Here is a 25,375-nt window from a genome sequence, read left to right on the forward strand (position 1 = left end):
CGCGAGGGAGTCTAAGGGCAGTCCTTGTGCTCGCGGAGTGAGATGAGAGGGAGGTCGCACGCCGAGGTGACGTAGAACGTGTGACCGGCCACTGATCACCGCCGTCTTCCATGGTCACGTCTTCCGTGGTTGCGGCTTCATGGTCACGACTTCAGTGGTTGCGACTTCAGTGGTTGCGGCCGAGATCGGGCAGTAGCGGGACCATCCGGTTCCAGCGGGAGATCTCGCAGCCGTCGCCGCGGTCGTACGTGGTGTCGACGGGGCGTCCGGCCCAGGTGCCGGTGACACGGGCGGTGGCGGGGCCGCCGTAGATCATGGTGCACATGCTGTCCGGGGGCACCGGTGCGAAGGGGTCGCTTCCCCACCGGGTGTTGCGGCCCACGGCCTCGCAGGCGCCGCTCACGTCCGGGTGGGTGCCGCCGCCGGGGTGGCAGTACAGCTCGTACGTGCCGTCGCCCGCGCCGCCCGCGTGCCGGACGGTGACGGTGAGGTGGTCGCCGCCGGACCGGTCCTCGTCACGGACGGGCGGCGGCGCGAGGGTGTGGGGAGTCGTGGGGACGGTCCGCGCATGGGCGGTGGCGGGAACGGCGGCCAGCGAGCCTACGGCGGCGGCGATCACGAGGAGACGGTTGACCTGGGACATGACGTGACTAACGCCCGCCGCCCCCGGACGTTGCGGACCCGGCGGCCGGCGTCAACGGCTTTGCCCTGCGGGCCGCCTGCCTAGTACCGTGGGAGGCGATTGGTGACACCGCGCTCGTCTGTGTCATCATCTGCACGCACCTTCCGCGCTCGCGCGGGCGGTTGTGCTGGAGGCGTCGCCTAGTCCGGTCTATGGCGCCGCACTGCTAATGCGGTTTGGGACGCAAATCCCATCGAGGGTTCAAATCCCTCCGCCTCCGCACCTCACTCGAAGCCCCGGTCCGCGCGACCGGGGCTTCGGTCGTTCCCAAACGTCACTATCCGGTCGTTCCCGCAGGTCACAAGGGGTATGGCTAACGGATTTCACATGGCGGCGGCAGTCATGTAATGTTCTTCCTGTCGCCGCGAGCGGGCCGGAAGGGCCGGGAGCGGCGAAGGAAAACAAGAGAAAATCAAGCACTCGTAGCTTAACGGATAGAGCATCTGACTACGGATCAGAAGGTTGCAGGTTCGAATCCTGCCGAGTGCACATCGTCGAGAGGCCCCGGAGTGATCCGGGGCCTCTCGCGTTTGCGCAGGACAGGCCAGGTCGGCGAGGTCGTCCACCAGGTTGTGATGAACAAGCGATGCGGACGGCCTCAGCGAGTGGCGTGTCTAGGCCCATACTGGAGTCAATGACAAAGCCAGCTGCACCGAAGCGCTATCTGCCCACCAGTCCCTTCAAGGCACCGGCCGCGGCGGCCCCCAAGCAGTTCGCCGTCGGCGACCAGGTGACACACGACATGTACGGCCTCGGCCGGGTCATCGGCATCGAGGACGGAATCGCGGTGCTCGTCGACTTCGGGTCGGCTCAGGAGCGCATCCTGAGTCCGTACTCCAAGATGAGCAAGCTGTAGGACCGCCGTGCCCGGTCACGGCACACCAGGTCCCAGCGGCCTGTAACGAACGGGAGACCTCTCATCGAACTGACCTCGTTGTTCTCCGCCCCGGAAGGGGCGTCCCGCAAAGCCAACGCGGGATCGCCCCCTCCGGCGACGAACCCCTTCCAGGCCCCGGACTTCGGGGAGGACGAGACCTTGCCGTTCGACGACGGGCAAGCGCTCTCGGACATGGACGAGGCCTTCCGCAGGGCGGGCTAGTCGAGGCGGGCTGGGCTTCCAAGGGCCCTGTCCGGCGAAGCCCGTCAACCACACGCCGCTCATTCAGTGCTCTTTCCGCGGTCCTTTCGCGGTCTTTACGCGGTCCTTCAGTGATCGTTCGCCGGCCGTCCGACGGCCCGGAAGACGGCCACGGGGTCCAAGTAGTCACGCCAGTGCGCCCCTTTGCGGTCCTTGACGGTGATCACGGAGACGAAGTGGTTGTCGTAGGCGCGCCCGGTGCGGACAGCCCGTCCGTGCACCGCGTATTCGAGTACGACCACTGACGTCCCGGGGTCCCGGTGGACGGCCGGTCCGTCCGCGCTGTGCAGGACCATGACGTCGCCGTAGCCGCGGTACAGGTCGGCCACCGCCCCGCGCCCCCGCACCCGGCGCGGGTAGCCGGGCACGGAGACGACGTACTCGACGACCACGTCCTCGGCCAGGAGGTCGAAGAAGTGATCGCCGTCGACGAGGCCCGCGAGCCCCTCCTGGACGATCCGGAAGAACGGGTCCAGCGCGGCGAAGTCGGTGAGGCCGGTGGACAGGCCGGTGGACAGGCCGAGGGACAGGCCCAGGGACAGGCCCAGGGACAGGTCGAGGGACATGGTCACCCCGCCACCGGTACGGCGCGGGCGCGGGCGTCGCGCCGGGCGAAGTCGTGGAAGCTTGCCGGCGGTCGGCCGGTGACCTTCTCGATGTCGTCGTTGGGCGTGGAGCCCTTGCCGGAGCTGATGCTCCGGGTCGGCCGGCGGAGCAGCACCGCGTAGTCGGCGGGGACGAGCCCGGCCGCGATCGCGCCGCCGATCCACACCTCGGGGTCGATGTCCTGGTGCCGTTCGGGCCGGCCGGTCACGGCGGCGAGGATGCCGGCGACCTCGCCGCCGGTGAGCGCCCGCGGTCCGGTGGGTTCGTACCGGGCACCGGCGTCCCTTACGCCGCCGCGCTGAACGCCGGCGATGTCACCGTCGGTCGTACCGCGATCGTGACCGGGGCCGAGGCGCCGCGGTCGGCGAAGACGAAGAGGCGGAGGACCAGGAAGCGGCCGATGCCGGCGATGCCCGAGGCGCTGAGGTAGACGATCTGCTCGGTGAGCATGCCGGGCGAGGGGTGGACGGTGTGGAGGACGAGGATCGCGGCGGAGGTCGCCGCGTAGGCGGCCGTGGCCGAACCCGCCGACTGCCAGTGCTCGCGCCGGCCGGGGCGGCGGCCGGTGCCGAAGGTGAACAGGGCGTGCAGCTCGGTGCAGAGGACGGTCGAGGCGACCGTGATCAGCGCGTTCGCCGTGGCCCAGGGCATCAGCGCGGCGAGCAGCGGTACCGCGAGACTGGACAGGACCCCGACACCGCCGCCGCACGCCACGAACCTCACGAAGGATGCGAAGGGGCCGGGCTTCATGGGATGTCCCTCCGTACGGCGGCCGTTGGGCCTGCGCCGATCCTCCGCCGATCCCCTTGACCGGCTGAGGTCAACGATGCCGTCGTACGCTTCCGGGCACGATGAAGCGGTCTCCCGAACCGTTGGTGTAGCGGGCTCCACCAACGGGGTCGGGCATATCCCCGGGTGCTCCTCGGGTCAGCTGTCCTTGTCCCGCGCCCGGAGCTCCTCGATGTAGTCCTGTGCCAGCGCCGACGTCCTCGTGAACCAGTCGGCCAGTACGGCGATCTCGGCGGGGGAGTAGTCGGCGAACTGGGCGTTGAGGCGGTCGTAGTAGGGGCCGTAGAGGGCGACGACCCGGGTCACCGCGTCCGGGACCGAGGCCACGCGGACGCGCCGGCGGTCGGTGGGGTCGGGGACGCGGGTGATGAAACCGGCGCGTTCGAGGCGGTTGAGGATGCCGGTCACTGCGCCCGTCGTGACGTGGGCGTGTTCGGCCAGGTCACCGGCCGTGAGGAGGTTCTCCCCCGCCTTCAGGACGCAGGCGAAGCAGAGGAGATCGGTGACGTTCAGGCCCAGCCGCTCGGCCATTTCCTGCTGACCGAGCTGGGCGGTGGCGATGAGGGAGTCCATCGCGTCCAGCGCCTGGGCCGGGGTGGCGGTGGGGCGAGGCTTGGCTTGCATCGTTATTGCCTTAGCTCGTGAGAGTTTTCTACTATGAACTTCTTAGGGTGTGAGGTATCTGTCATGGCTTCGAGGGAGGCTGGCACGTGAGCGCACACCAGTATGACGAGGGGCATACGGTCGCCGGTTGGACCGGATTCGGCATCGCGACCGTCGGGTCGACGGTCGCGGGATTGGGAGTGTGCGTGGTCTCCGCCCCGCTGATCGGCGGCGGGCTGGGGATCGTCGCGGCAAGCGTTCTGGTCACCTGGGCGCTGCATCTCAACGGGTGGGGCAAGCCGCCCGGCCGGCGGGACAGGGCGCAGTGGGGGATGCGGGTGCGGGATCCGCTGGCGCGCGCGGGGCATCCCGGGTGTGTCGGGTGCCGGCTGGCCGGGCGGGGGCGAGGGCAGGGGCTGGGGTGGAGGCGGGCGGTCGAGGCCCAGGAGTACCCGGTCGTGCCGGTGCCTCGCGAGTCCGCCCAGATCGGGGAAACCGCAGGCTGAGGCGGTTGTCAGTGCCGCCGTCTAGTCTCGTGGGCGATGGCAGAGACATCACAGGCGGCACAGTCATGGAAGTGCTCGGGGCTGCGGTGGGCGGCGGACGGTCCCGAGTTGAAGTGGGACGGCGGGCGGGGAAGCCTGTTGCGCCGGGGGAAGCGGGTGGCCTTCGAGGTCGCGGAAGGGGGCGTGCGGACATGTGTGGGAGCGCGGGGGCATCCCTGTCCGGTACGGGCGGCCGTGCCGGCGCGGACGACGGGGGCGCGGTGCGAGGAGTGCGCGCGGCTGGACCGGGCGCACTCGGTCGCCGCCGACACGATCGCGGACGACCCGCGGCCGTATCACGTATATCTGGCCTGGTTCGGACCCGGCCTCCTCAAGGTCGGCATCACCGCCGAAGAGCGCGGCTCCGCGCGGCTGCTTGAACAGGGCGCGATCTGCTTCAGCTGGCTGGGCCTCGGCCCGCTGATGGCGGCCCGCCGCTCGGAGGAACTCCTGCGCGCCGCACTCCGCGTGCCGGACCGGATTCCCTACGGCGAGAAGCGCGCCGTCCGGTCCGCGTTGCCGGACTCGGCGGCGGAGCGGGCCGCCGAGATCGCCGACCTGCACGCCCGCGCCCTCGCGCTGCGCGAATGGCCGGAGTCGCTCCACCGCGAGCCGTACCGACCCGTGGACCACGTCGACGTCTTCGGCCTCGCGGGACTCCCGGCCGCCGTCGGTGAGGTGAGCGCCCTGGTCGCGGGCGGGGTGGTGAGCGGGGAGCTGGTCGCGGTCGCGGGACCGGATCTCCACCTCGTGACCGGGCGGGGCGTGATCGTGCTCGACACACGGCTGATGACGGGGTGGGAGCTGATTCCCGCCGGGGGTGACACAGGTGGATTCACCGTGCCGGTACGGGAGTTCAGGCGGGAGGCGCCGGGGGTGCAGGAGGGGTTGTTCTGACGTCCGTTCCGGTGTTCCGGCGGCGTGGCCGAAGTGACCGTGGCCGAAGTGACCGTGCTTGAGGTGACTGTGGTTGAGGAGTGGGGTGGGGGTGGGGGAAGCCGTCATGGAAGTCGCGTCACGGTCAAGCTGGCCCCCGGCGGTGCGGCTCGCGCCGGGGCAGTGGGTCCGGCGGCAGCTCACCCACCGCTTCAGCAGCGCGGCCGGCGTGCGGGACTGCGGCGGGCGGGAAGCGGGAAGCAGGAAACGGGAAACGGGAAGTCGGCAGGGAGGGTCAAGACTTGGATCCCGTACGGATCCCTTTCGGCAAGCCGATGGACTCCGTCCGCCGCCGGGGCCGATCGTGGGTGACATGAGCGATCACCGTATTGCCCCTGTCCCGGTACCCGGCGCCGCTCCCGTCGCCGCCCATCAACCTCCCTACTACGCCGTCGTCTTCGCCTCCCTCCGGACCGAGGGCGACGGCGGGTACGGGGAGACGGCCGAGCGGATGGGGGAGCTGGTGAAGGAGATTCCCGGGTTCCTCGGGGAGGACTCGGCCCGGGTGCCGGGCGGGCTGGGGATCACCGTCGCCTACTTCCGGGACCTCGCCGGGATCGAGGCATGGCGGGCGCACGCCGAGCACCGGGCCGCGAAGGCGTACGGGCGGGAGCACTGGTACGAGCGGTACTCGCTGCACATCGCCAGGGTCGAGCACAGCCACGGATTCGAGCGGGCGCATGGCTGAGACGGAGGCGGAGGTGGAGTGGGAGCAGGGGGCAGGGACAGAGCCGGAGGAGGGGACAAGGGCGGTGGCCGAAGCGGTCGAAGTCCGGGCGTTCTGGCGGCGGCTGGGGCTGCCCGGACTCGTCGACGTGCACACCCACTTCATGCCCGAGCGGGTGCTGCGCAAGGTCTGGGGCTACTTCGACGCGCTCGGGCCGGCGACCGGCGGTGCCCTTGAGTGGCCGATCACGTACCGGAAGGAGGAGGACGAACGGGTCGCGCTGATAAGGGAGTTCGGAGTACGCGCTTTCACAGCCATGCTCTATCCGCACAAGCCCGGCATGGCCCGGTGGCTCAACGGCTGGGCCGTCGACTTCGCCGCACGCATCCCCGACTGTCTGCACACCTCGACTCTCTTCCCGGAGGAGGGAGTTGAGGACTATGTCCAGGAAGCGCTCGACTCCGGGGCGCGGGTGTTCAAGGCGCATGTGCAGGTCGGGGCGTACGACCCGGCCGACGAACTCCTCGATCCCGCTTGGGGGTTGCTCGCCGAGGCGGGGACGCCCGTCGTGGTCCACTGCGGTTCGGGGCCCGCGCCCGGCAAGCACACCGGGCCCGAGCCGATCGCGCGGGTGCTGGCCGGGCACCCCCGGCTGCGGCTGGTCGTCGCGCACATGGGGATGCCGGAGTACGAGGACTTCCTGGACCTGGCCGAGCGGTACGGGGAGGTGCGGCTGGACACGACGATGGCGTTCACGGACTTCGGCGAACGCCTCGCGCCCTTCCCACCGCGTGCGCTCCCCCGGCTCGCCGCGCTCGGGGACCGCGTGCTGCTGGGCAGCGACTTCCCGAACATTCCGTATCCGTACCTTCACCAACTGCACGCGCTGGAGCGGCTGGACCTGGGCGACGACTGGCTGCGGGCCGTCTGCCACGACAACGGGGCCCGGCTGTTCGGACTGTGAGGGCGGGCTGAGCGTACGGCGGGTACAGGTGATGCAGGGGAGAACGTGCAGATACGGAGGAGGGTGACGCGGGCACGGGAGGGATGCACGGCTGCATGACCGCCGGATGAGCGTTGGGCAAGCGGTTCCAAGGCGTTCCCTGAGAGGCGCCTGTGAGTTTCTCAGGAAAATCACAGACTCTAGAAAGCGTGCTCTTAGAGGACCCCGACAAGGTGTCCACTATGACCACGACCTCGCCCCAGGGGCGCACCGAACTGCTGAGGCCGGACGGGAGCCCCGTCCGAGTGCTTGTGGTGGACGACGAGCTGTCGATCACCGAGCTGCTGTCCATGGCCCTCCGCTACGAAGGCTGGCAGATCAGAAGCGCGGGTGACGGTACCGGCGCGATCCAGACCGCGCGCGAGTTCCGGCCCGACGCCGTCGTCCTCGACATGATGCTGCCGGACATGGACGGCCTGACCGTTCTCGGCCGGATGCGCCGGGAGCTGCCGGACGTTCCGGTCCTGTTCCTGACGGCGAAGGACGCCGTCGAGGACCGTATCGCCGGGCTCACCGCCGGCGGCGACGACTACGTCACCAAGCCGTTCAGCCTCGAAGAGGTCGTCGCCCGGCTGCGCGGGCTGATCCGCCGCTCCGGTGCCGCCGACCGCCGCTCCGACTCCGTCCTGATCGTGGGTGACCTCACCCTCGACGAGGACAGCCACGAGGTGTCGCGGGCCGGCGAGGGCATCCACCTCACCGCCACCGAGTTTGAGCTGTTGCGCTTCCTCATGCGTAATCCCCGGCGTGTACTCAGCAAAGCGCAGATCCTCGACCGTGTGTGGTCGTACGACTTCGGTGGGCAGGCCAATGTGGTCGAGCTCTACATCTCGTATCTGCGCCGGAAGATCGACGCGGGACGTGAGCCGATGATCCACACCCGGCGCGGGGCCGGTTACCTGATCAAGCCTGCCGCGTCATGAGCGGGCGACGACGGCCGCATGCGCAGAAGAAGCGAGCGGGTAAGCCGCGCACCCTGCGGACTCGGCTCGTCGTCGCGTCCGTGACGCTGATCGCGGTGGTGTGTGCGGTGATCGGTACGGTGACGACTGTCGCGTTGCAGTCCCATCTGTACCAGCAGCTTGAGGGCAAGGTGACGGACACGGCCATCCGGGCGGTGGGCCGTCCGCAGGGCAGCCCGGAAGGCGGACCGGGTGGTCCGGAGGACCCGGGCAAGTCATCCGCCAACTCGTCCACTTCTTCTTCGGGTTCCGATCCCGGCAAGACCGTCACGTCGGCCGGCAAGGTCAACAGGCTCCTCACCGGCCTCATCGGTCCGACGCAGGAGAAGAGCGTCGCTGCCTATGTGAAGAAGGGCGCGATCACCACCGCGTCCTACAACAAACAGAAGACCGACAGCAGCGGCGCGGGCAACGGGATGGCCACCGTAGGTCTCAACACGGCGCAGAAGCAGGCCGTCGCCTCCGTGGCGAAGGACAACAAGACACACACCCTGACCATCCCGGGTCTGGGGAACTATCTCGTCAAGTACGCCGCGATCCCTGACAACAGCAGCGAGGGCTTCTACGTCGCCCTGCCGACCACCGACGTCGACAACACCGTCAACACCCTCATCCTCGTCGAGCTCAGCGTCACCGCCGCCGGCCTGGTCGCCGCCGGGATCGCCGGCTACGTACTGGTCGGCATCGCCACCCGCCCCCTCCGCCGCGTCGCCGCCACCGCCACCCGGGTGTCCGAACTCCCCCTCCACACCGGCGAAGTGACCCTCAACGAACGCGTCCCCGAGTCCGAGACCGACCCGCACACCGAGGTCGGCCAGGTCGGGGCCGCGCTGAACCGGATGCTCGACCATGTGCACGGCGCCCTGCACGCCAGACAGCAGAGCGAGATGCGGGTACGGCAGTTCGTCGCGGACGCCAGTCATGAACTGCGGACGCCGCTCGCCTCGATCCGCGGATACGCGGAGCTGACCCGTCGCGGACGCGAACAGACCGGGCCCGACACCAAGCACGCCCTGGGGAGGATCGAGTCCGAGGCGGGGCGCATGACGCTCCTCGTCGAGGATCTGCTGCTCCTCGCGCGCCTCGACGCGGGCAGACCGCTCCAGTTCGACCAGACCGACCTCATCCCGCTCGTCGTGGACACCATCAGCGACTCGCGCGCGGCCGGCATGGACCACAACTGGCGCCTCGACCTGCCCGACGAACCGGCCCTCGTGTCGGCGGACGCGGCCCGTATCCAGCAGGTGCTGGTCAATCTGCTCGGCAACGCCCGCAAGCACACACCGCCCGGTACGACGATCACCGCACGCGTGCAGCGGCGCGGACCGTGGATGTGCGTGGACGTGGAGGACAACGGCCAGGGCATCCCGCCGGATCTGCTGCCGCACGTCTTCGAGCGGTTCGCGCGCGGCGACTCGGCGCGTTCCCGCTCCACGGGTTCGACGGGTCTGGGCCTCGCCATCGTGCAGGCGGTCGCGACCGCACACGGCGGCGCGGTCACCGTGGACAGCGTTCCCGGACGCACGGTGTTCACCGTGCATCTGCCCGCGCTCGCACCCGCTGTGCCCATGCCCGCCCCCGAAACGAATTGGCAATCGCACTCACAGGCACAGCACAGTGCCACCACATGGGTGCAACAGGGCGCTTGAGGAGAGTCGGTGCATGCGAACCGACTCTTCTCCCGGCACCCTGCCGGCGCGGGAGCACCTCCCGGCCGGAGACGCCGGTACGCCTGTCCTGGACGTAGTGATCCCCGTCTACAACGAGGAGAAGGACCTCCAGCCATGTGTGCTCAGACTGCACGAGCACCTCAAGCGCACGTTCCCGTACGCGTTCCGCATCACCATCGCGGACAACGCGTCGATCGACGCCACCCCTCAGGTGGCGGCGCGGCTGGAGTCGGACATCCCGGAGGTCACGTCCTTCCGGCTGGAGCAGAAGGGGCGCGGTCGAGCACTGCGCACCGTCTGGTCCGCTTCGGACGCCCCGATCCTCGCCTATATGGACGTCGACCTCTCCACCGACCTCAACGCGCTGCTCCCCCTGGTGGCGCCGCTGATCTCGGGTCACTCCGACCTGGCGATCGGTTCCCGGCTGGCCCGCTCGTCGCGTGTCGTGCGTGGCGCCAAGCGCGAGTTCATCAGCCGGACCTACAACCTGATCCTGCGCGGCTCGCTCCAGGCCCGCTTCTCGGACGCCCAGTGCGGATTCAAGGCGATCCGGCGTGATGTGGCCCAGGCGCTGCTGCCGCTCGTCGAGGACACCGGCTGGTTCTTCGACACCGAGATGCTGGTGCTGGCCGAACGGGCCGGACTGCGCATCCACGAGGTGCCGGTCGACTGGGTCGACGACCCGAACTCGACCGTCCACATCGTCAAGACCGCGACCGAGGACCTGAAGGGAGTGTGGCGCGTGGGCAAGGCCCTGGCCTCCGGTTCGCTGCCGCTCGACCGTGTCACGCGTCCCTTCGGCGACGACCCGCGCGACCGTGACATCAAGGACGTGCCCAAGGGCCTGGCCCGTCAGCTCGTCGGATTCTGCGTCGTGGGCGGTCTCTCCACCCTCTTCTACCTGGTCCTGTACAGCGCCTTCCGGCAGTTCTCCGGCTCGCAGATCGCCAACGCGCTCGCGCTGCTGGTCTCGGCGGTCGCCAACACGGCCGCGAACCGCCGCCTCACCTTCGGGGTGCGCGGCAAGGGCGGCGCCGTCCGTCACCAGGCACAGGGCCTGGTCGTCTTCGCCATCGGCCTCGCGCTGACCAGTGGTTCGCTCGCCGCGCTGAACGCGGCCAGCAGCGACCCGGCGCACTCCACCGAACTGGCGGTCCTGGTGGCCGCCAACCTCGCGGCGACCGTCCTGCGCTTCCTGCTCTTCCGCGCCTGGGTCTTCCCCGACCGCGGCGACAGCGCCGAGGACTCGGCCGTCGGGGACCTCAACGCCCCCTCGTCGCCCACCTATGCGACGGCGACGCCCCAGCACACGCAGCACCACGGTCCGTACGCCCCGCTGCCCCAGCGGCAGCAGCCGCAGGCCCACCAGGGGGCGTACGACACCACCACGCACACCACCCAGTTCCGCGCCGGTGAAGCCGCGGACGGCACCTGGAGGGACGCGACGATGCGGTTGCAGCCGGTGCGTCCCCACGACACCGACCCGAGGGACGCCCGATGAGTACCGACACCGATCAGACGACCTATCCGGGAGGAGGCAGTCCCTCGTCCTGGGGGCCGCCGACCGGTGACCTGGACACCGGCAGAGACACGGCCGTACAGGAGCCGGTGGCGCCCGCGGACACCCTGGCCCCCCAGGCCGGTGAGCCCAAGCAGCCGCTCGGGCGCCGGATGTGGCGCGGCCGGCCCGAGGACCCGCGCTGGGTGCGCCCCGCGTTCTGGGGCATGCTGCTGGCGACGGCGCTCCTCTACCTCTACAACCTGAGCGCGTCCGGCTACTCCAACTCCTTCTACTCGGCGGCGGTCCAGGCCGGCAGCAAGAGCTGGAAGGCGTTCCTGTTCGGCTCGCTCGACGCGGGCAACGCGATCACCGTCGACAAGCCGTCGGCCTTCCTGTGGCCGATGGAGATCTCGGTCCGCGTCTTCGGCCTCAACTCGTGGGCGATCCTGGTCCCCGAGGTCCTCATGGGCGTCGGCACGGTCGCGGTCGTCTACGCGGCGGTGCGCCGCCGGCACAGCCCCGAGGCCGGTCTGATCGCGGGCGCCGTACTGGCGCTCACCCCGGTCGCCGCGCTGATGTTCCGGTTCAACAACCCGGACGCCGCACTGGCGTTGCTGATGTCCCTCGCCTGCTACCTCGTCGTCCGGGCCCTGGAGGACGGCCGCACGAAGTGGCTGGTGTGGGCCGGTGTCGCGATCGGCTTCGCGTTCCTGTCGAAGACCCTTCAGGCCTTCCTGATCCTGCCGCCGCTGGCCATCGTCTACGCGGTGTGCGCGCCGGTGGGCGTGAAGAAGAGGTTCGCCCAACTGGGCCTGGCCACGGGCGCGTTGGTCGTCGCGGCCGGCTGGTGGGTCGCGCTCGTCGAGCTGTGGCCGGCGTCCTCGCGCCCCTACATCGGCGGCTCGCAGAACAACAGCTTCCTTGAACTGACCTTCGGCTACAACGGGTTCGGCCGCCTGAGCGGCGACGAGACCGGCAGTGTCGGTGGCGGCGGTGGCGGCGGCGGTACCGGCCAGTGGGGTGCCACCGGCTGGAGCCGGATGTTCAACTCCGAGATCGGCAGCCAGATCTCCTGGCTGCTGCCCACCGCGCTGATCCTCCTCGTCGCGGGCCTGGTGGCCACGCGCAAGCTCAACCGCACGTCGGTCAGGCGCAGTTCGCTCCTGGTGTGGGGCGGCTCGCTGGTGATCACCCTGGTCGTCTTCAGCTACATGGCCGGCATCTTCCACCAGTACTACACGATCGCCCTCGCCCCCTACATGGCCGCCGTCATCGGTATCGGCGCCGGTTCCCTGTGGGAGAAGCGCGGCGAGATCTGGGCGTCGATCACCCTCGCGGCAGCGGTGGTCGCCGCGGGCGTGTGGGGTTACGTCCTCCTCAACCGCACCTCCGACTACCTGCCCTGGCTCAAGTGGCTGGTCCTCCTCGGCTCCCTGGCCGGCGCGCTCGGCCTGATCTTCGTGGCGAAGATCGGCCGCCAACTCGCCCTCGCGGCGGTCGGCTTGAGCATCGTGGCGGGCCTGGCCGGTCCTACGGCGTACACGCTCTCCACGGTCAACTCGGCGCACACCGGCTCCATCCCGACGGCCGGTCCGGCCGGCGCGAGCATGATGGGCGGCATGGGCGGCGGCGGCCGAGGCGGCTTCGGCGGCGGCAACCGCACCGGCGGCACGGGCACGATGCCCGGTCAGCAGGGCGGCGGCACCACCCAGAACCAGGGCGGCGGCTTCCCGGGCGGCGGCACGATGCCCGGCGGCGGTACCGGCGGCGGTACCGGCACAGCGCCCGGCGGCGGTACGGGCACCACCCCCGGTGGCGGCGGCACCACCCAGAACCAGGGTGGCGGCTTCGGCGGCCAGATGGGCGGCGACGGCGGCGGCATGGGCGGCGGCGGTGGCGTCGGCGGCCTGCTCAACGGCGCGACGGTCACCTCCGCCGCGAAGAAGCTGCTGTCGGCGGACGCGAGCAAGTACACCTGGGTCGCCGCGTCCATCGGCTCCCAGAACGCCGCGAGCTACCAACTCGCCACCGGCGACCCGGTGATGGCGATCGGCGGCTTCAACGGCACCGACCCGTCCCCGACGCTGGCCCAGTTCCAGAAGTACGTGGCGGACGGAAAGATCCACTACTTCATCTCGGGCGGCACCGGCATGGGCGGCAGCAGCACCGGCAGCTCCTCGCAGATCTCCTCGTGGGTCGAGAAGAACTACAAGAAGGTGACGGTCGGTTCGGCCACCTTCTACGACCTGACGCAGAAGACGAGCAGCTGACGTCCGATTGACCCGAGAGGGGCGGTGACCACATGGTCACCGCCCCTTCTCCATGTCCGGAGAATCTCCGTTGTACGCCGTATAGGAACTGTTCTACGGTGTACAGCATGACCTCCCACCCCAAGCGCTGGATCGTCCTCGGAGTCATCTGCCTCGCGCAGCTCACCGTGCTGCTCGACAACACCGTCCTGAACGTCGCGATCCCCTCGCTCACCCGCGAACTGGACGCGAGCACCGCGGACATCCAGTGGATGATCAACGCGTACTCGCTCGTGCAGTCGGGGCTGTTGCTGACGGCGGGCAGCGCGGCCGACCGCTACGGCCGCAAGAAGATGCTGATCACGGGACTCGTACTCTTCGGGGCCGGCTCGCTGATCGCCGGACTCGCCGACTCCACAGGGCAGTTGATCGCTGCGCGGGCCGGGATGGGGGTCGGCGGGGCGCTGCTCATCACCACCACCCTCGCCGTCGTGATGCAGATCTTCGCCCCCGAGGAACAGCCGAAGGCGATCGGCATCTGGGCCGCCGTCAACGCGCTCGGCTTCGCGACGGGCCCGCTTCTCGGCGGCTTCATGCTGAACCACTTCTGGTGGGGCGCGATCTTCCTCATCAACCTCCCGGTCGCGGCCCTCGCCCTGGTCGCGGCGGTGGCCCTGGTCCCCGAGTCCAAGAACCCGCGCGGCGACCGCCCCGACCTCCTCGGCGCCCTGCTCTCGACCGTCGGCATGGCCGCGCTGGTCTACGCGATCATCTCCGGCCCGGCGCACGGCTGGACGTCGGACCGGGTGCTGCTCATTGCCCTGGTGGCGGCCGTCTTCCTCGCCGCCTTCGCATACTGGGAGAGCCGCGTCCCGTACCCCATGCTCGACCTGGACTTCTTCCGTGACCGCCGCTTCACGGGCGCGGTCACCGGGGTCGTCCTGATCACCTTCGGCATGGCCGGCTCCCTGTTCCTCCTCACCCAGCACCTCCAATTCGTCCTCGGCTACGGCCCGTTGGAGGCCGGCGTCCGCACGGCGCCGCTCGCCCTGACGATCGTCGCGCTCAACTTCTCGGGGCTGGCGGCGAAGTGGACGGCGAGGCTGGGCGCTCCGCGGGCCATCGCGCTGGGCATGGTGTTGATGTCGGCGGGGCTGGCGTCGATCGCGGTGGTCGCTTCCGGGGGGTATGCGGGGACGCTGGTGGGGCTGCTGCTGATCGGGGCGGGGGCGGCGATCGCCAATCCGGCGATGGCTCACGCGATCATGAGTGCGATTCCGCCGGAGAAGGCGGGGGTTGGTGCGGGCGTCAATGGAACGCTGGGGGAGTTCGGGAACGGGTTGGGGGTCGCCGTTCTTGGGGCGGTGCTGAGTTCTCGGTTCGCGGCGGGCTCCTTGCCGGAGGGGCTGGCGGCGGCGACTTCCGTGGCCGAACGGAGAAGGGTGACCGATTCCTTCTCTTCCGCGCTGGAGGTCAGTCAGTTGGTGGGGGCGGTTGCTGTTTTGGCCGGGGGGTTGCTTGCCGCGGCGTTGTTGTGGCGGGCGGAGCGGGCAGACTCGGGGGTGGTGGTCGCTCAGTAGCGGGTGCGGGTGCGTTGTGGCTGGTCGCGCAGTTCCTCGCGCCCCTAAGTTAAGTGATCCGGGATTTGGATCTTGAGGGAGGTTCGCCATGGCCAAGACAAGCTCGTCGGCGGGGCGTTCTGCGCGCACGAGTGTCTGGCTGGAACAGAAGTCACCTCGAAGTGCTCGCGGTGGCGGGCAGCCCTCCGGTCTTGATCGCGACCGCATCACCCTCGCCACCGTACGACTCCTCGACGCCGAAGGACTCGCGAAGTTCTCCATGCGGCGGCTCGCCACCGAGCTGAACGTGACCGCGATGTCCGTCTACTGGTACGTGGACACGAAGGACGATCTCCTCGAACTCGCCCTGGACTCCGTCTTCGGCGAGTTGCCGTTGCCGGATCCGGAGGGCGAGGACTGGCGGGAGCAGCTGCGCATGCTGGCCACGGAGTACCGGAGGCTGCTGGTCCGGCACCCGTGGCTGTCGCCGCTCGCCGGGACGTTTCTGAACATCGGGCCGAACAACCTGGCCTTCTCCCGCGTCGTGCAGCGGGTGATCCGGCGCACGGGGCTGCCGGACCACGGGCTGACGGGGGCCATCTCGGCCGTCTTCCAGTTCGTCTACGGCTACGGCACGATCGAGGGCCACTTCTTCGCCCGGGTCGCCGACACCGGCATGACCCCCGACGAGTACTTCCGGCACGCCATGACCACGGTGACCGAGGCCCCGACGACCGCCGAGGTCCTGGAGGAGTCCAGGGCACTCATGGCGGCCCGGGGCGGCGACACGGTCGCGGAGATGATGGACCGGGACTTCACCTTCGCCCTGGACCTGCTGGTGGCGGGCATCGAGGCGATGGTGAAGCGGGGTTGAGCGAGGGCGCTACTTGTCGTCCGCGAGCCGCGCCGGGAAGCCGCCGGTGGCGACCGGTCCCCACCGCTCCGGTGTCACCCTGATGATCGACTTGCCCTGCTTCAGCATCGCCGCGCGGTACTCGTCCCAGTCCGGGTGCTCACCGGAGATGTTCCGGAAGTACTCGACGAGCGGTTCCACGGAGTCCGGCGGGTCGATGACCTCGGCGGTGCCGTCGATCTGGACCCACGGGTCGTTCCACTCGTCGCTGAGGACGACGACGCTGACCCGCGGATCCCGCTTGGCGTTGCGGGTCTTGGCCCGCTCGGGGTACGTGGAGACGACGATCCGCCCGGAGTCGTCCACCCCACAGGTCAGCGGCGAAGCCTGAGCGCTGCCGTCGGCCCGCCGGGTCAGCAGCAGGGCGCGGTGGCGGGGTCGTACGAAGTCGAGCAACTCGTCCAGGGAGACGGTGGTGTTGGTCGCGATGTTCTTCGGTGCCATGGGGGCAGCCTAATTGGATGGCGTCTGACACTTGCGTGGCCCGAGCCTTCCCCTTCTTGACTCGGACCGGAGTGCGGTGACTTGGGGTTCGGCGTCCTGGAACACTTTGAGCTGGGGTTTCATGCGTTTCAGGGCGTTGTCGGGGGTGCGGGGTTTTGCGGACTCGCACTTCCCTGGGGCTCCCCGGGGAACGGGCGCCGCCCCTGCCCCTCTGACCAGTCGTGTTCTGGCATAACTTGCGTTCATCGTTCGCGTGCCGCGGTGCGCGCCTTGAGGCTGAACCAAGGGGGGGACACCTCACTGGTAGGAGGGCGCGCTTCGCGAATAGGCCATGGACGGGATCGGAGGCCAACACAACGAGGTGACCACCGCATCCGGCACCAAAGTGCACTTGGCCCCGGCTGACACTCCTACCATCTAGTCTTGCCGCGTGGTTGCACAGGTAGAGATGGAACAGAACGAAACGTCCGAGCCGGAGGCGACGGCATCCGACGATGCCCCGATCCAGGTGCGCCAGGGGGACGCATACGACCTCATGGCTGATTTGCCGGCGGAGTCCATCGACCTGCTGATCACGTCACCGCCGTACTGGGGGTTGCGCGCCTACGGCCAGGAGCACAACGAAGAGATCTTGAAGGAGTGGCTCGCCGAGGACTCCGAGCGCGTCCAGACAGACGTGCCACCGTATGGGTGGTACCGGAAGCATGGCGGCGTACTTGGGCTGGAGCCGCTCCCCGAGTGGTTCATCGGGCATCTTGTCGAGATCCTCCAGCGAGGCGCCGCTGCCCTCAAGCCCGAGGGCAGCATGTGGATCAACATCGGCGACACCTACTTCGCTCGCTGGTCCAGCATCCGCCACGATGGCCGGCAGGGACTCGGTGACAATCCTCGATCCCGGCGCCGGACTCCCATGGGCGGATTTCGCCAGGAGAAGCAGCTCCTGCTGATTCCTGCGCGCTTCGCAATTGCCATGCAGGATCTCCGATGGATCCTACGGAACGATCTTATCTGGCATAAGCCGAATGTTCCTCCCCGTCCGGAAAAAGATCGCCTTCGCCTTGCCCACGAGCACTTCTTCCACTTCGTGAAACGCCCAAAGGAAGGCCGAGCCAAATACCACTACGACATGGACGAGGTCGAGCACGGCGCACGTGACGTTGTTTTCTATGACTTCGATGAAGCTAGCTACGACGAGGCAGATCCCTCCTACTACGACTTCCAGGAAGTCGAAGAGGGCGAACACGACGTTGTGACTACACACGTTCGTTCCGGATCCGACGGGCACTCCGCCACGTTCCCCATTGGTCTCATCAAGCCGAGAATCCTCAGTTCGTGCCCTCCTGGCGGCACCGTTCTTGACCCGTTTTGCGGGACTGGCAGGTCACTGACCGTGGCCGCCGAATCTGGTCGTCGAGCCATCGGTTTTGAACTAAGTACCGAATTTTACGAGGCAGCCCAAAAAAACAGTGACCAAATCCTTGGACAGCTCACCTTCGAGTTGCCCGACGTCGAATAGATCTAGGTGGGGGAACCTTGACTAGGCCGAATGGCTCCGCAAGAGGCAAGGAGCGGAGCAATTTCATCGCCGAGTGGTATGGGCATCGCTTGTACCCGAGCGTGGCTCAGACTTCCGAAAGCCTCAGCGATCAGGAGAACCAGCGTTGCCCGTTCCTCACTCAAGCGACCGGGACGAACTATCAATGCGTCAAGGTAGACAGGAACGGCGGAAAATCGCGGGGCGTCTGCACGATTAGCAGCACCACCGGTGGAGCAAGGAAAGACTGGCTCGCCTGCCCGTTCCGCGCACTCGACACGTCCATGCTCCGCGATGCGGCAAACCGACTCTTCTCCTATGACGCCGATCAAGGATTCACGCTCACACCGGCAACTCTGCTCGGAAAAGACGAAGAAGTGCAGAAACTGCGCGATCGCGTAGCAGCAGAAGAACCCTCTCTCGTCTATTTTCAGAACGCATTTGGTGGCGAAATCAAGCTCAGCGCCACGGATCGCTCTCCGGCATTCTCCTTCGATTCCACCATGGTGGAAATACTCCGCGGCCCCGACGGGGGCTTGACCGTGGGTAAATACGGAATCTTTGAGATCCAGACCGCAGATTTCCATGGTACGTACGAGACAGCGGTCAACAACATCAGCCAGAACTTGCGGATGTTTCCGGATGAATTCAAAGAGCAGATCGACGCACACCAATACCTCCTCTCAGAAGACGTCGAGGGCCCCAACACGGCAAACATCTTCAAGCGCACTTTCTATCAGATGATGTTTAAGTTCCAGGTGGGCGCACATGACACCTCCGCTGGATGTATTTTTGCGGTCCCACGAGCCGTCTGGGACAGCTGGCAGAAACACCTTGGTGCGCCAGAACTCGTAGAAGCATCGGATGGCACGTGGCGCCTCAGCAAGCCCGACGCCGACTTGTCGACTATCCCGCGCTCGTGGATCTACATATTCGACATCGATGCCTCCAGTACGCACACGCCCAACAAGCTGGACCTTTGGCGCGTTATCGGCACCGATGCTCCAACACTCAGCTACTTCGCTCTGGAGGTGGCCCCCGAGGCCGCCCTGGAGACCGGAGGTTCGGTAGACCGCCTTCGAGAAAAAATCACGCAGCGTCTCGGCGAGTACCTGCCCGAGTTCCAGCCAATCGCACGACTTCGAGCAAAAAAGACAACATCGACATCAAGTAGCAAATGATCCGCCAGGTGCCGACGCTCAGACCTCGCTTCGAAGCACGTCGGCGACGAGGGCGATTTGGGACCGCGAGAAGTGAAGGAGCGCCTCGGGAGTAGAACCCTCAACCGTGAGAGGAATGTTCATCCGCCATGATCCAGGACTCCAGGGGTGGTGTATCCACTCGCCGAGCACTGCAGTTCCAGCGAGCAACTCAACCAATCGTTGGGCGTCGTGCACCGGCATTTTCAACAGTGCGTAGCCTTGGTGATACGCGATGAATCCGTCACCGCCGTAGCCGAGCGGGGTGTCGCTCTGGTCGCGGACGCCGACGGTGGCTTCGCCGACGCCCTGGCAGCAAGCCGTGGTTGTGAAGCCGAGGCGCCAGAGTTCACGGATGACGGGGACCATCCCGGCGTCGATGTCCGCCTGGTCCCCAGTGGGACTGATGAGCGCCTCGGTGGGGTGAACGAGCGGGTCGGTGCTCACCGGGGGCGTCCGCGGCGATGCCCTCCCACAGGCGCTGCTGAGCGGCCGCGAACACGTCGAGGGCACGGTTCGGCGCGATGCACCAGGCCGGCGTCACGGCGGCCCACGGTTCGGCCACTTTGGGCACGTGGCCGGCAGAGATCAGCCAGACGACCCAGCACGCAACGTCGATTCAGGCAGCACCCCGGGTGGGCCAGGCCCAGTCGACGACCCGGGCGGCGTTGTCGACGATGAGGACGTTGTCCGAGGCCAGTCGGTGTGCAGCAGGGCGTCACCGCGGAGGAGTTGGGCGTCCGCGGGACTGTCGAGGTAGTAGGCGAAGCGCTGCTCGATCTGCTTCAGCTTGCTGTCCGCCGGGGCCGCGACCGATGCGAGCGTGATGATCGCCTCGGCGATGAGGGGCAGGTCGGGGGGAAGGGCTGTAGTCCGCGGCTCGGCCGTCGAGGTGTTCGAAGTCAAGGAAGTTCTAATCGCCGTCGTCGACCTTGCAGAGGAGGCGCGGGGAGAGCGGCGTGACGTGAGGGTTGAGGGCGACTCCGCGCTGTTGGGTCCAGACGCTGGGGTGGTGGCTGCGCAAGCCCTTGGCGAAGACGCGCCCGGCGGCGGTGTCGAGGGTGACGGCTACCTCGCTGTTGAGGCACTCGTCCGCAGTGGTCGCGGCGTAGACGGGGCCGGTACAGGCGACGACGGCGCCACGGGTGGCGGCGGGGAGGTCGGTCCGGTGCAGTCTCGTGGTCACCACGACGGAAGTGTAAAAGCGGGAGCGCAAGTCCTCTTTGGCTGACCTGCTCAGTGATCCGTCGGACACGGTCGGCGTTGCTCAGACCGGACAAGGCGAGGTCACGAACACCGCTTCGTGATCACCCACGGGGGATGCAGGCGCGCACCATGAGGGTGCCCATGTCCTTGAGGTTAGGGGCTTTGAGGATGTGGGCGTCGATGTCGGTGAAGCCGTGCCGCTTGAGGATGTCCGCCCACATCTCGGGGGCGTACTGCCAGCGAAGTACCGTCAGCTCGCTTTCGCGGCCTTCGAGCCATTTGCCGTGCATCTGCTGGGGGCCGTAGGCGCCCGCGACCGGCTCGGCTTGGGAGAACGCGAAGACCCCGCCGGGGGCGAGGCCCTTGACGATGGGCGGGAACAGCTCCTCGGGGTCCGTGAACCACACGGCGCCCCACACCGAGTAGATCGCGTCATACGCCGTGGTGGTGGAGGCGAGGTAGTCGCACGCTTCCCTGTGGACAAACGACAGTCCCCGGGTGTCTTTCCAAAAAGTGCGGGCGCGGTCGACTTGCACAGAGGAGAAATCCACTGCCGTTACTTCGACGCCTCGCTGAGCCAGGTAAGCGGCTTCCTTGCCCTCGGCCGGCCCCAACTCCAAGGCACGGAGAGGCTGTCCGAGGATCTCGGCGCCGGGTCCATGACCGGGGAACTGGGTCCAGTCGAACCGGTCGGCCTGCGGAGCGGGCTGAACACCCTCGCCGCGGAAGGGCTTGTACTTGTCCCAGTATTCGGCCGGTGACATTGGCGCGTGGGGCATGAAGCTCCTCGGGAGGATGGTGGGACCGGTGTCCATCGAGCTGGACACCGTATCGGCGCTTCCTCCCGCGGCACGGGCGAATGACACAACGTCACCCGGATGTGCACGCACAGAGGCCCGGTAGCGCTCAAGGCGCTACCGGGCCTGCTTGCTTCGGATCAGTGGCAGTTCGCCCCCGGGCTGCACGGACCGCACTTGCCGTAGTCCCGCTCCCACAGCTTCCAGTCCACGTCGAAGCCCGCGTCCGCGATGATCTGCGCTGTGCGCTCCACCGAGCCGTCGTACTTGAACTCGATCTCCGGAATGTGCTCCAGGAACCTGCCGCCGAAGTGCTCCGTGCAGAACTCGCGGTAGTTCTTCGTGTCCAGGATGAAGACGTGAACCGCCAGGTCGACCAGGCGGCCACAGCACATTTCCAGGCCCTGGCCCCACTTCTCCATGGCCGTGATCAGGTACGAGACGGCTGCGCCGAACAGGCGGTTGGCCATCACCTCGTCCACGGGGTGATCCCGCATCAGGAGCAGGATCTCGCGGTCCCACACGTCACGCTGCACGTAGTCCCGCGGGACACGGACCGGGTTTTCGACTGCTGTCGTCATGCTGTCCTCCGTGATGTCGTTCGGGCCGGCCGCCCAGAGCAGGCCCGTGTTTGAACGACACCACCGGGCAGCCGCTCACGGTGGTCAACTGCCATGGCGTGCAAGCGATTTGCAGAAGATGCACACGCCGTCGACGCACCGTCGAACGCTCGCTACCGTGGGTAGACCCGGCCGTTGGCCAGTGGGAGGCAGGATGCGCACAATCGACCCGCTGTGGAGTTCCACCAAGGTTCGTGCGCTCATCGACCACAGCGACCCCGGAGGGCTCATCCGCATGGGCCGCATCGGCCGGGGCTGGCGGCAAGCCGATCTGGGCGCACGGCTCGGATGCTCCGCCTCCACTGTTTCCCGGATGGAGCAGCGGGGCGGACGAGCGGCTGACCTGCAACTCCTGCGGCAGGCCGCCCGAGAGGTGGGCGTGCCGACACATGTCCTGGGTGCGGCACTCGGATTAGGCACACTCCAACCCACTAGAGTTGCGTCGGACGGTCCACGTTGCGTCGAGGAGGACCCAATGCGCCGCCGCACACTGCTCGCAGCCGCCGGGCTGGCGGCCCCCGCTCAGCTCCTCGCCGGCATGGATGACGCCCTTGCGATCACGCCCGCGCCGACCGGCTCGACCGTCCCTCTCGATACCCGTCTCGCGCGAGCGCGCGCCCTCTTCGACGCCGGCAAGTACGCCGATCTCTTGGAGTCGCTGCCAGGGCTGCTTGCCGATGCGCACGACGGCGCCCTGTCCCGTGCGGACCTCGCGCACGCCCGTCTCTCGGCCTGCTACAGCCTGGCCGCTCAAGTCCTGGTCAAGATCGGACGCTATGACCGGGCACGGCTCACCGCCGACCGGGCCACCGTCTACGCAGACCTCTCCGGCTCGCCGCTGGTGGCCGCGGCTGCGGCCCGAGAGCTGAGCATCGTCCTACGCCACCAGAACCAGGCCGCCGCCGCGCAACGGCTCATCCTTGACGCCGCGACCAGGGTCGAGGCCACTGGTCTCACGACCCCGGCGCAAGCGGCGGCGTACGCACAGATGTTGTGCACCACCTCTTATACGGCGGCGCGGGCCGGAGACCGTGATCAGGCGCAGGCCATGATTTGCGAAGCCTCCAAGGCCGCACGCAGGTTCCCGGAGCAGGCCCCGGCCGGGCGACTGTTCCCCATCACTCCGGCTGCCGTCGACCTCTACGAAGTCGGCGTTCACTGGGCGCTCGGAGACGCCGGGGCCGCACTCCATGCCGGCCGCGCACTGCGCGCCGACCAGTTCCCCACGGCCGAACGCAAAGGACGGATGCACACCGACCTCGGGCGCGCATGGTGGCAGTGGGGCAAGCCCGAACAGACCGCGCACGAGTTGCTCTCCGCCATGCGCGTCGCGCCGGGCGAGGTTCGCGACCGCCCGGCGATCCGAGAGATCGTCGGAGACCTCGCTGTGCGACACCCACGGGTGAGCGGCGTCCGGGCGTTGGCCGCGGCGACCGGAGTACGTGGCTGATCGCCGCTGCATAGATCGCGGCGGACCAAGAGCGCGGCGCTGTCAACGGCGGCCCTCGCAACTGTGGCCCGATGCCACGCACCTGCACAGGGCGGGTTCGGCGCACGGCCACGGCAGACCACCGTCGGCATGGGCCATGGGCAGGAACAGTACGGGGCGGGCGGACCACTCGATACGCGTGTCCCCTGAGGACGCGACGAACGCGTACGGCTCGCCTGCCTTGAGGCGCGCGATCGCTTCCCATTGGCCCTGGTCGAGCCATCGGAACGCTCGCTCGATGTCCTCCGGATCGAACGCGGAGACCAGTAGGCGCACGGCCAGGTGCATCCACACCATGGCCTGTTCCGGGGTGTCGGCTGTCCCCGTCCGGAACCGCGCACTGCCGTCGTGTGCGCGGTGAACTCACACCACCAACCATTGCGGTCGGCAGAAGCGGGATGATGCATCAAGCTACGTCGCATGATTTCCCCTGCCCGGCGTCGCAGTGGGCGGGGAGAGCGCAACTGGAGTCTCGGTCGGCGGACAGCACGCCGCCTCCCCGCGGTTGATGGACATGTGAGCCCAGACCGTCTTGCCGAACTCCCGTGGCCGTACGCCCCAGTTGTCGGACAGGCACTCGACGATGACCAACCCGCGCCCGTTGACGTCCTCGGGGTCCGCGTCGCGCTTCTCAGGCATTTGCCACTGGTGCGAGTCGGACACCTCGACGATCAACACGCCATCTCGGCGGCGTAACCCAACCTCGAAGAACTCGCCGACGCCCTTCGCGTGCATGACGGCGTTGGCCGCCAGCTCTCCCACGATCGACACGGCGTCGTCAGCAAGCCCGGCGAGCTTCCACAGGGTCAAGGTCGCGCGGACATGATCGCGAGCGACCGACACCGAGTCCCTGCGTAACCGGAATCTTTTGCTGTGCGTGCGCCCGGACATACGTCCCCCTGAGTCTATGGACACGCGGAACCAAGATCACCCCTCGCACCCAGACGGGAACGGGGTGTTACGCAATGAACGTAGCGCGGGATGTCGCATCTTCGCAATCGAATCCTTATGCAAGTTTGCAATCTACTCGGCGTGGCAACATGCTGGCGACCACGGTTCGTTGCCGTGCAGACTGGAACCAGTAGAGAGGGGGCGACATGCCATCAGGTGGGCGGCCCACGGTCCGTAGTCGGCGGCTCGGCTCCGCGCTGCGCAAGTTCCGTGAGGGCCTACGGCTTGACCTGAAGGACGCGGCAGAAGCCGTCGGATGCTCAACGTCCAAGATCAGTCGCCTGGAGTCCGGCCAGTCAGCGCCACGCGTCGGAGACGTTCGTATCCTCCTGGATCTCTACCAGGTCGAGGATGCGGAACGGCGGGCCCAGCTTGAGTATTTGGCGCGACAGAGCAACAAGCGTGGTTGGTGGTTGGACTACCAAACCACGATCACCAGTGAGTTCGCCGACTTCGTGACGCTTGAGGCAGATGCCTCCCTCATCCGCACATGGCAAAACGTATTCATTCCTGGAATCTTGCAGACGCCGGAGTACACCCGAGCGCTCATCGAGGCCGGGCCATCGGTAGTGGCTGAGCATCACATCGACGAGATTGTCAAGATCCGGCAAGAGCGGCGGCGTGCAATTGAGGAAACGGGGGCTCTGTTCGCCGCTGTAATCTGGGAGCCTGCACTGACATCCCCCATGCCGAGCCGTTCAGCACATCGTAAACAGCTTGAACACATCATCCGGATCGCTGGACAGAAGAACACTACGATTCAGGTGCTGCCCCAGAGCGAGTGGGGCCCGGCAAGGATCGCAGGGCACTTTGTCACTTTCTCGTTCGGCAACGAGTCGGCGCCCGAGGTTGTAGCAATCGACAGCCTCAACAACACGGTCATCATCGAGGACGCAGACGAGTTGGCCAACTACGCGTACGTCTTCGACGCGCTTCGATCAGCTGCGCTGAACCCCGGAGACAGCATCGCTTTTCTCCGGAGAGTAATAAGCAAAATCTCTCAGGAAGAAGAGGAAGAGTGAGCAAGAACCGGGACGTTGTCACCCCCTTTAAGAAATCCTCGGCATCGCAAGGGGCGAATACGGACTGCGTAGAGATAGCACACACTGCTGACGGAGGCTGCGCAATACGTGACAGCAAGGATCCTCACGGGCCCGTCCTCTTCTTCGCCCCTACGGAGTGGGAGGCATTCGCCACTGGTGTCAGGAGTGGAGAATTCGACGGCTGAGGACCGAGGAAAAGAAAATGCGCCCCGCTCCGGCTATGCCGGAGTGGGGCGCATTGCGTTACGGGTTGGCGTTTTGCCACAAGG

At 67.7% G+C, this 25,375-nt stretch carries 28 protein-coding genes and 2 tRNA genes; 18 read left to right on the forward strand and 12 right to left on the reverse strand.

The genetic code is table 11. From position 1 onward, the window contains the following. Positions 1-166: 166 nt before the first annotated feature. Positions 167-643: an SSI family serine proteinase inhibitor gene (locus ACIQBL_RS36670; RefSeq protein ID WP_401950010.1), complete on the reverse strand. Its 477-nt coding sequence runs from the start codon at positions 641-643 to the stop codon at positions 167-169. 168 nt (positions 644-811) lie between these two features. Between ACIQBL_RS36670 and ACIQBL_RS36675 the strand changes: the two genes are divergently transcribed. The 3 genes from ACIQBL_RS36675 to ACIQBL_RS36685 all read left to right on the forward strand — a co-directional run bounded on the left by ACIQBL_RS36675 (position 812) and on the right by ACIQBL_RS36685 (position 1,538). After that, positions 812-902: transfer RNA gene (locus ACIQBL_RS36675), tRNA-Ser, on the forward strand. 196 nt (positions 903-1,098) lie between these two features. Continuing rightward, positions 1,099-1,171, forward strand: a tRNA-Arg gene (locus ACIQBL_RS36680). A gap of 145 nt (positions 1,172-1,316) precedes the next feature. Beyond that, the gene (locus tag ACIQBL_RS36685) at positions 1,317-1,538 is read left to right on the forward strand and encodes a hypothetical protein (protein ID WP_043685661.1); all 222 of its coding nucleotides are present in this window, start codon (positions 1,317-1,319) and stop codon (positions 1,536-1,538) included. A 350-nt stretch (positions 1,539-1,888) separates the two neighbouring features. Here ACIQBL_RS36685 and ACIQBL_RS36690 read toward each other — a convergent pair whose 3' ends face one another. The 4 genes from ACIQBL_RS36690 to ACIQBL_RS36705 form a co-directional block, all read right to left on the reverse strand. Continuing rightward, positions 1,889-2,386 (reverse strand): nuclear transport factor 2 family protein, encoded by a 498-nt coding sequence (locus tag ACIQBL_RS36690; RefSeq protein WP_401950390.1) that lies wholly within the window; start codon positions 2,384-2,386, stop codon positions 1,889-1,891. Positions 2,387-2,388: 2 nt separating this feature from the next. Then, positions 2,389-2,634 carry a hypothetical protein gene (locus ACIQBL_RS36695; RefSeq protein WP_401950013.1) on the reverse strand — a complete coding sequence of 82 codons (246 nt, stop codon included), beginning with the start codon at positions 2,632-2,634 and terminating at the stop codon, positions 2,389-2,391. Between the two features lie 77 nt (positions 2,635-2,711). Beyond that, positions 2,712-3,176 carry a GtrA family protein gene (locus tag ACIQBL_RS36700; RefSeq protein ID WP_401950016.1) on the reverse strand — a complete coding sequence of 155 codons (465 nt, stop codon included), beginning with the start codon at positions 3,174-3,176 and terminating at the stop codon, positions 2,712-2,714. A 177-nt stretch (positions 3,177-3,353) separates the two neighbouring features. Beyond that, complete coding sequence (locus ACIQBL_RS36705) at positions 3,354-3,839, reverse strand: MarR family winged helix-turn-helix transcriptional regulator (RefSeq protein ID WP_401950019.1); 486 nt, start codon at positions 3,837-3,839, stop codon at positions 3,354-3,356. 86 nt (positions 3,840-3,925) lie between these two features. Here ACIQBL_RS36705 and ACIQBL_RS36710 point away from each other — a divergent pair, with 86 nt between their 5' ends. From ACIQBL_RS36710 to ACIQBL_RS36755, 10 genes are all read left to right on the forward strand, one after another. Further along, entirely contained in the window at positions 3,926-4,324 is a 399-nt protein-coding gene (locus ACIQBL_RS36710; RefSeq protein ID WP_401950022.1) for an HGxxPAAW family protein, read from the forward strand. A gap of 36 nt (positions 4,325-4,360) precedes the next feature. Then, the gene (locus ACIQBL_RS36715; RefSeq protein WP_401950025.1) at positions 4,361-5,260 is read left to right on the forward strand and encodes a DUF2797 domain-containing protein; all 900 of its coding nucleotides are present in this window, start codon (positions 4,361-4,363) and stop codon (positions 5,258-5,260) included. A gap of 352 nt (positions 5,261-5,612) precedes the next feature. Further along, positions 5,613-5,987 (forward strand): antibiotic biosynthesis monooxygenase family protein, encoded by a 375-nt coding sequence (locus ACIQBL_RS36720; RefSeq protein ID WP_401950392.1) that lies wholly within the window; start codon positions 5,613-5,615, stop codon positions 5,985-5,987. Continuing rightward, positions 5,980-6,930: an amidohydrolase family protein gene (locus tag ACIQBL_RS36725; RefSeq protein WP_401950028.1), complete on the forward strand. Its 951-nt coding sequence runs from the start codon at positions 5,980-5,982 to the stop codon at positions 6,928-6,930. Before ACIQBL_RS36720 ends, ACIQBL_RS36725 begins: the two co-directional genes overlap by 8 nt. 221 nt (positions 6,931-7,151) lie before the next feature. Continuing rightward, a complete protein-coding gene (locus ACIQBL_RS36730) occupies positions 7,152-7,892 on the forward strand; it encodes a response regulator transcription factor (RefSeq protein ID WP_033285546.1) in 741 nt (246 codons plus the stop codon). Next, entirely contained in the window at positions 7,889-9,580 is a 1,692-nt protein-coding gene (locus ACIQBL_RS36735; protein WP_401950031.1) for a sensor histidine kinase, read from the forward strand. Before ACIQBL_RS36730 ends, ACIQBL_RS36735 begins: the two co-directional genes overlap by 4 nt. A gap of 13 nt (positions 9,581-9,593) precedes the next feature. After that, on the forward strand, positions 9,594-11,102 hold the full coding sequence (locus ACIQBL_RS36740; protein ID WP_401950034.1) for a glycosyltransferase: 1,509 nt from the start codon (positions 9,594-9,596) through the stop codon (positions 11,100-11,102). Then, positions 11,099-13,372 (forward strand): glycosyltransferase family 39 protein, encoded by a 2,274-nt coding sequence (locus ACIQBL_RS36745; RefSeq protein ID WP_401950037.1) that lies wholly within the window; start codon positions 11,099-11,101, stop codon positions 13,370-13,372. Before ACIQBL_RS36740 ends, ACIQBL_RS36745 begins: the two co-directional genes overlap by 4 nt. 107 nt (positions 13,373-13,479) lie before the next feature. Next, positions 13,480-14,931 carry an MFS transporter gene (locus ACIQBL_RS36750; RefSeq protein ID WP_401950040.1) on the forward strand — a complete coding sequence of 484 codons (1,452 nt, stop codon included), beginning with the start codon at positions 13,480-13,482 and terminating at the stop codon, positions 14,929-14,931. 88 nt (positions 14,932-15,019) lie between these two features. Beyond that, entirely contained in the window at positions 15,020-15,784 is a 765-nt protein-coding gene (locus ACIQBL_RS36755; protein WP_401950043.1) for a TetR/AcrR family transcriptional regulator, read from the forward strand. 9 nt (positions 15,785-15,793) lie between these two features. Here ACIQBL_RS36755 and ACIQBL_RS36760 read toward each other — a convergent pair whose 3' ends face one another. Beyond that, a complete protein-coding gene (locus tag ACIQBL_RS36760) occupies positions 15,794-16,267 on the reverse strand; it encodes a PPOX class F420-dependent oxidoreductase (RefSeq protein WP_401950046.1) in 474 nt (157 codons plus the stop codon). Positions 16,268-16,697: 430 nt separating this feature from the next. Between ACIQBL_RS36760 and ACIQBL_RS36765 the strand changes: the two genes are divergently transcribed. Beyond that, on the forward strand, positions 16,698-17,783 hold the full coding sequence (locus tag ACIQBL_RS36765) for a DNA-methyltransferase (protein WP_401950049.1): 1,086 nt from the start codon (positions 16,698-16,700) through the stop codon (positions 17,781-17,783). Between the two features lie 101 nt (positions 17,784-17,884). Next, complete coding sequence (locus ACIQBL_RS36770; protein WP_401950052.1) at positions 17,885-18,982, forward strand: hypothetical protein; 1,098 nt, start codon at positions 17,885-17,887, stop codon at positions 18,980-18,982. 18 nt (positions 18,983-19,000) lie between these two features. Here ACIQBL_RS36770 and ACIQBL_RS36775 read toward each other — a convergent pair whose 3' ends face one another. The 4 genes from ACIQBL_RS36775 to ACIQBL_RS36790 all read right to left on the reverse strand — a co-directional run bounded on the left by ACIQBL_RS36775 (position 19,001) and on the right by ACIQBL_RS36790 (position 21,584). Then, positions 19,001-19,447, reverse strand: coding sequence for a hypothetical protein (locus tag ACIQBL_RS36775; RefSeq protein ID WP_401950055.1), 447 nt, complete (start codon positions 19,445-19,447; stop codon positions 19,001-19,003). Positions 19,448-19,913: 466 nt separating this feature from the next. Then, positions 19,914-20,189, reverse strand: a complete 276-nt coding sequence (locus ACIQBL_RS36780) for a hypothetical protein (protein ID WP_401950058.1) — start codon at positions 20,187-20,189, stop codon at positions 19,914-19,916. A 118-nt stretch (positions 20,190-20,307) separates the two neighbouring features. Continuing rightward, a complete protein-coding gene (locus ACIQBL_RS36785; protein WP_401950061.1) occupies positions 20,308-21,021 on the reverse strand; it encodes a class I SAM-dependent methyltransferase in 714 nt (237 codons plus the stop codon). Between the two features lie 122 nt (positions 21,022-21,143). Beyond that, positions 21,144-21,584: a hypothetical protein gene (locus tag ACIQBL_RS36790; RefSeq protein ID WP_401950064.1), complete on the reverse strand. Its 441-nt coding sequence runs from the start codon at positions 21,582-21,584 to the stop codon at positions 21,144-21,146. 193 nt (positions 21,585-21,777) lie between these two features. Between ACIQBL_RS36790 and ACIQBL_RS36795 the strand changes: the two genes are divergently transcribed. Further along, entirely contained in the window at positions 21,778-23,073 is a 1,296-nt protein-coding gene (locus tag ACIQBL_RS36795; RefSeq protein WP_401950067.1) for a helix-turn-helix domain-containing protein, read from the forward strand. 42 nt (positions 23,074-23,115) lie between these two features. Here ACIQBL_RS36795 and ACIQBL_RS36800 read toward each other — a convergent pair whose 3' ends face one another. Together ACIQBL_RS36800 and ACIQBL_RS36805 are read right to left on the reverse strand one after the other, a co-directional pair. Continuing rightward, positions 23,116-23,409 carry a hypothetical protein gene (locus ACIQBL_RS36800; RefSeq protein ID WP_401950070.1) on the reverse strand — a complete coding sequence of 98 codons (294 nt, stop codon included), beginning with the start codon at positions 23,407-23,409 and terminating at the stop codon, positions 23,116-23,118. A gap of 114 nt (positions 23,410-23,523) precedes the next feature. Further along, positions 23,524-23,955 (reverse strand): ATP-binding protein, encoded by a 432-nt coding sequence (locus tag ACIQBL_RS36805; protein WP_401950073.1) that lies wholly within the window; start codon positions 23,953-23,955, stop codon positions 23,524-23,526. A gap of 254 nt (positions 23,956-24,209) precedes the next feature. Between ACIQBL_RS36805 and ACIQBL_RS36810 the strand changes: the two genes are divergently transcribed. After that, entirely contained in the window at positions 24,210-25,085 is an 876-nt protein-coding gene (locus ACIQBL_RS36810) for a helix-turn-helix domain-containing protein (RefSeq protein WP_401950076.1), read from the forward strand. Next, the gene (locus tag ACIQBL_RS36815) at positions 25,082-25,291 is read left to right on the forward strand and encodes a DUF397 domain-containing protein (RefSeq protein WP_401950079.1); all 210 of its coding nucleotides are present in this window, start codon (positions 25,082-25,084) and stop codon (positions 25,289-25,291) included. Before ACIQBL_RS36810 ends, ACIQBL_RS36815 begins: the two co-directional genes overlap by 4 nt. The last annotated feature ends 84 nt before the right edge of the window (positions 25,292-25,375 follow it).

This window comes from Streptomyces sp. NPDC088350, from assembly GCF_044753545.1.
In the GTDB taxonomy this organism is placed as follows: Bacteria; Actinomycetota; Actinomycetes; order Streptomycetales; family Streptomycetaceae; genus Streptomyces.

Excerpts from the sequence above, each read along its gene's own strand:
- ACIQBL_RS36670 (WP_401950010.1), bottom strand. The coding sequence starts at position 643 with ATGTCCCAGGTCAACCGTCTCCTCGTGATCGCCGCCGCCGTAGGCTCG.
- ACIQBL_RS36685 (WP_043685661.1), top strand. The coding sequence starts at position 1,317 with ATGACAAAGCCAGCTGCACCGAAGCGCTATCTGCCCACCAGTCCCTTC.
- ACIQBL_RS36690 (WP_401950390.1), bottom strand. The coding sequence starts at position 2,386 with ATGTCCCTCGACCTGTCCCTGGGCCTGTCCCTGGGCCTGTCCCTCGGC.
- ACIQBL_RS36700 (WP_401950016.1), bottom strand. The coding sequence starts at position 3,176 with ATGAAGCCCGGCCCCTTCGCATCCTTCGTGAGGTTCGTGGCGTGCGGC.
- ACIQBL_RS36705 (WP_401950019.1), bottom strand. The coding sequence starts at position 3,839 with ATGCAAGCCAAGCCTCGCCCCACCGCCACCCCGGCCCAGGCGCTGGAC.
- ACIQBL_RS36715 (WP_401950025.1), top strand. The coding sequence starts at position 4,361 with ATGGCAGAGACATCACAGGCGGCACAGTCATGGAAGTGCTCGGGGCTG.
- ACIQBL_RS36720 (WP_401950392.1), top strand. The coding sequence starts at position 5,613 with ATGAGCGATCACCGTATTGCCCCTGTCCCGGTACCCGGCGCCGCTCCC.
- ACIQBL_RS36725 (WP_401950028.1), top strand. The coding sequence starts at position 5,980 with ATGGCTGAGACGGAGGCGGAGGTGGAGTGGGAGCAGGGGGCAGGGACA.
- ACIQBL_RS36730 (WP_033285546.1), top strand. The coding sequence starts at position 7,152 with ATGACCACGACCTCGCCCCAGGGGCGCACCGAACTGCTGAGGCCGGAC.
- ACIQBL_RS36735 (WP_401950031.1), top strand. The coding sequence starts at position 7,889 with ATGAGCGGGCGACGACGGCCGCATGCGCAGAAGAAGCGAGCGGGTAAG.
- ACIQBL_RS36740 (WP_401950034.1), top strand. The coding sequence starts at position 9,594 with ATGCGAACCGACTCTTCTCCCGGCACCCTGCCGGCGCGGGAGCACCTC.
- ACIQBL_RS36745 (WP_401950037.1), top strand. The coding sequence starts at position 11,099 with ATGAGTACCGACACCGATCAGACGACCTATCCGGGAGGAGGCAGTCCC.
- ACIQBL_RS36750 (WP_401950040.1), top strand. The coding sequence starts at position 13,480 with ATGACCTCCCACCCCAAGCGCTGGATCGTCCTCGGAGTCATCTGCCTC.
- ACIQBL_RS36755 (WP_401950043.1), top strand. The coding sequence starts at position 15,020 with ATGGCCAAGACAAGCTCGTCGGCGGGGCGTTCTGCGCGCACGAGTGTC.
- ACIQBL_RS36760 (WP_401950046.1), bottom strand. The coding sequence starts at position 16,267 with ATGGCACCGAAGAACATCGCGACCAACACCACCGTCTCCCTGGACGAG.
- ACIQBL_RS36785 (WP_401950061.1), bottom strand. The coding sequence starts at position 21,021 with ATGGACACCGGTCCCACCATCCTCCCGAGGAGCTTCATGCCCCACGCG.
- ACIQBL_RS36790 (WP_401950064.1), bottom strand. The coding sequence starts at position 21,584 with ATGACGACAGCAGTCGAAAACCCGGTCCGTGTCCCGCGGGACTACGTG.
- ACIQBL_RS36795 (WP_401950067.1), top strand. The coding sequence starts at position 21,778 with ATGCGCACAATCGACCCGCTGTGGAGTTCCACCAAGGTTCGTGCGCTC.
- ACIQBL_RS36800 (WP_401950070.1), bottom strand. The coding sequence starts at position 23,409 with ATGGTGTGGATGCACCTGGCCGTGCGCCTACTGGTCTCCGCGTTCGAT.
- ACIQBL_RS36810 (WP_401950076.1), top strand. The coding sequence starts at position 24,210 with ATGCCATCAGGTGGGCGGCCCACGGTCCGTAGTCGGCGGCTCGGCTCC.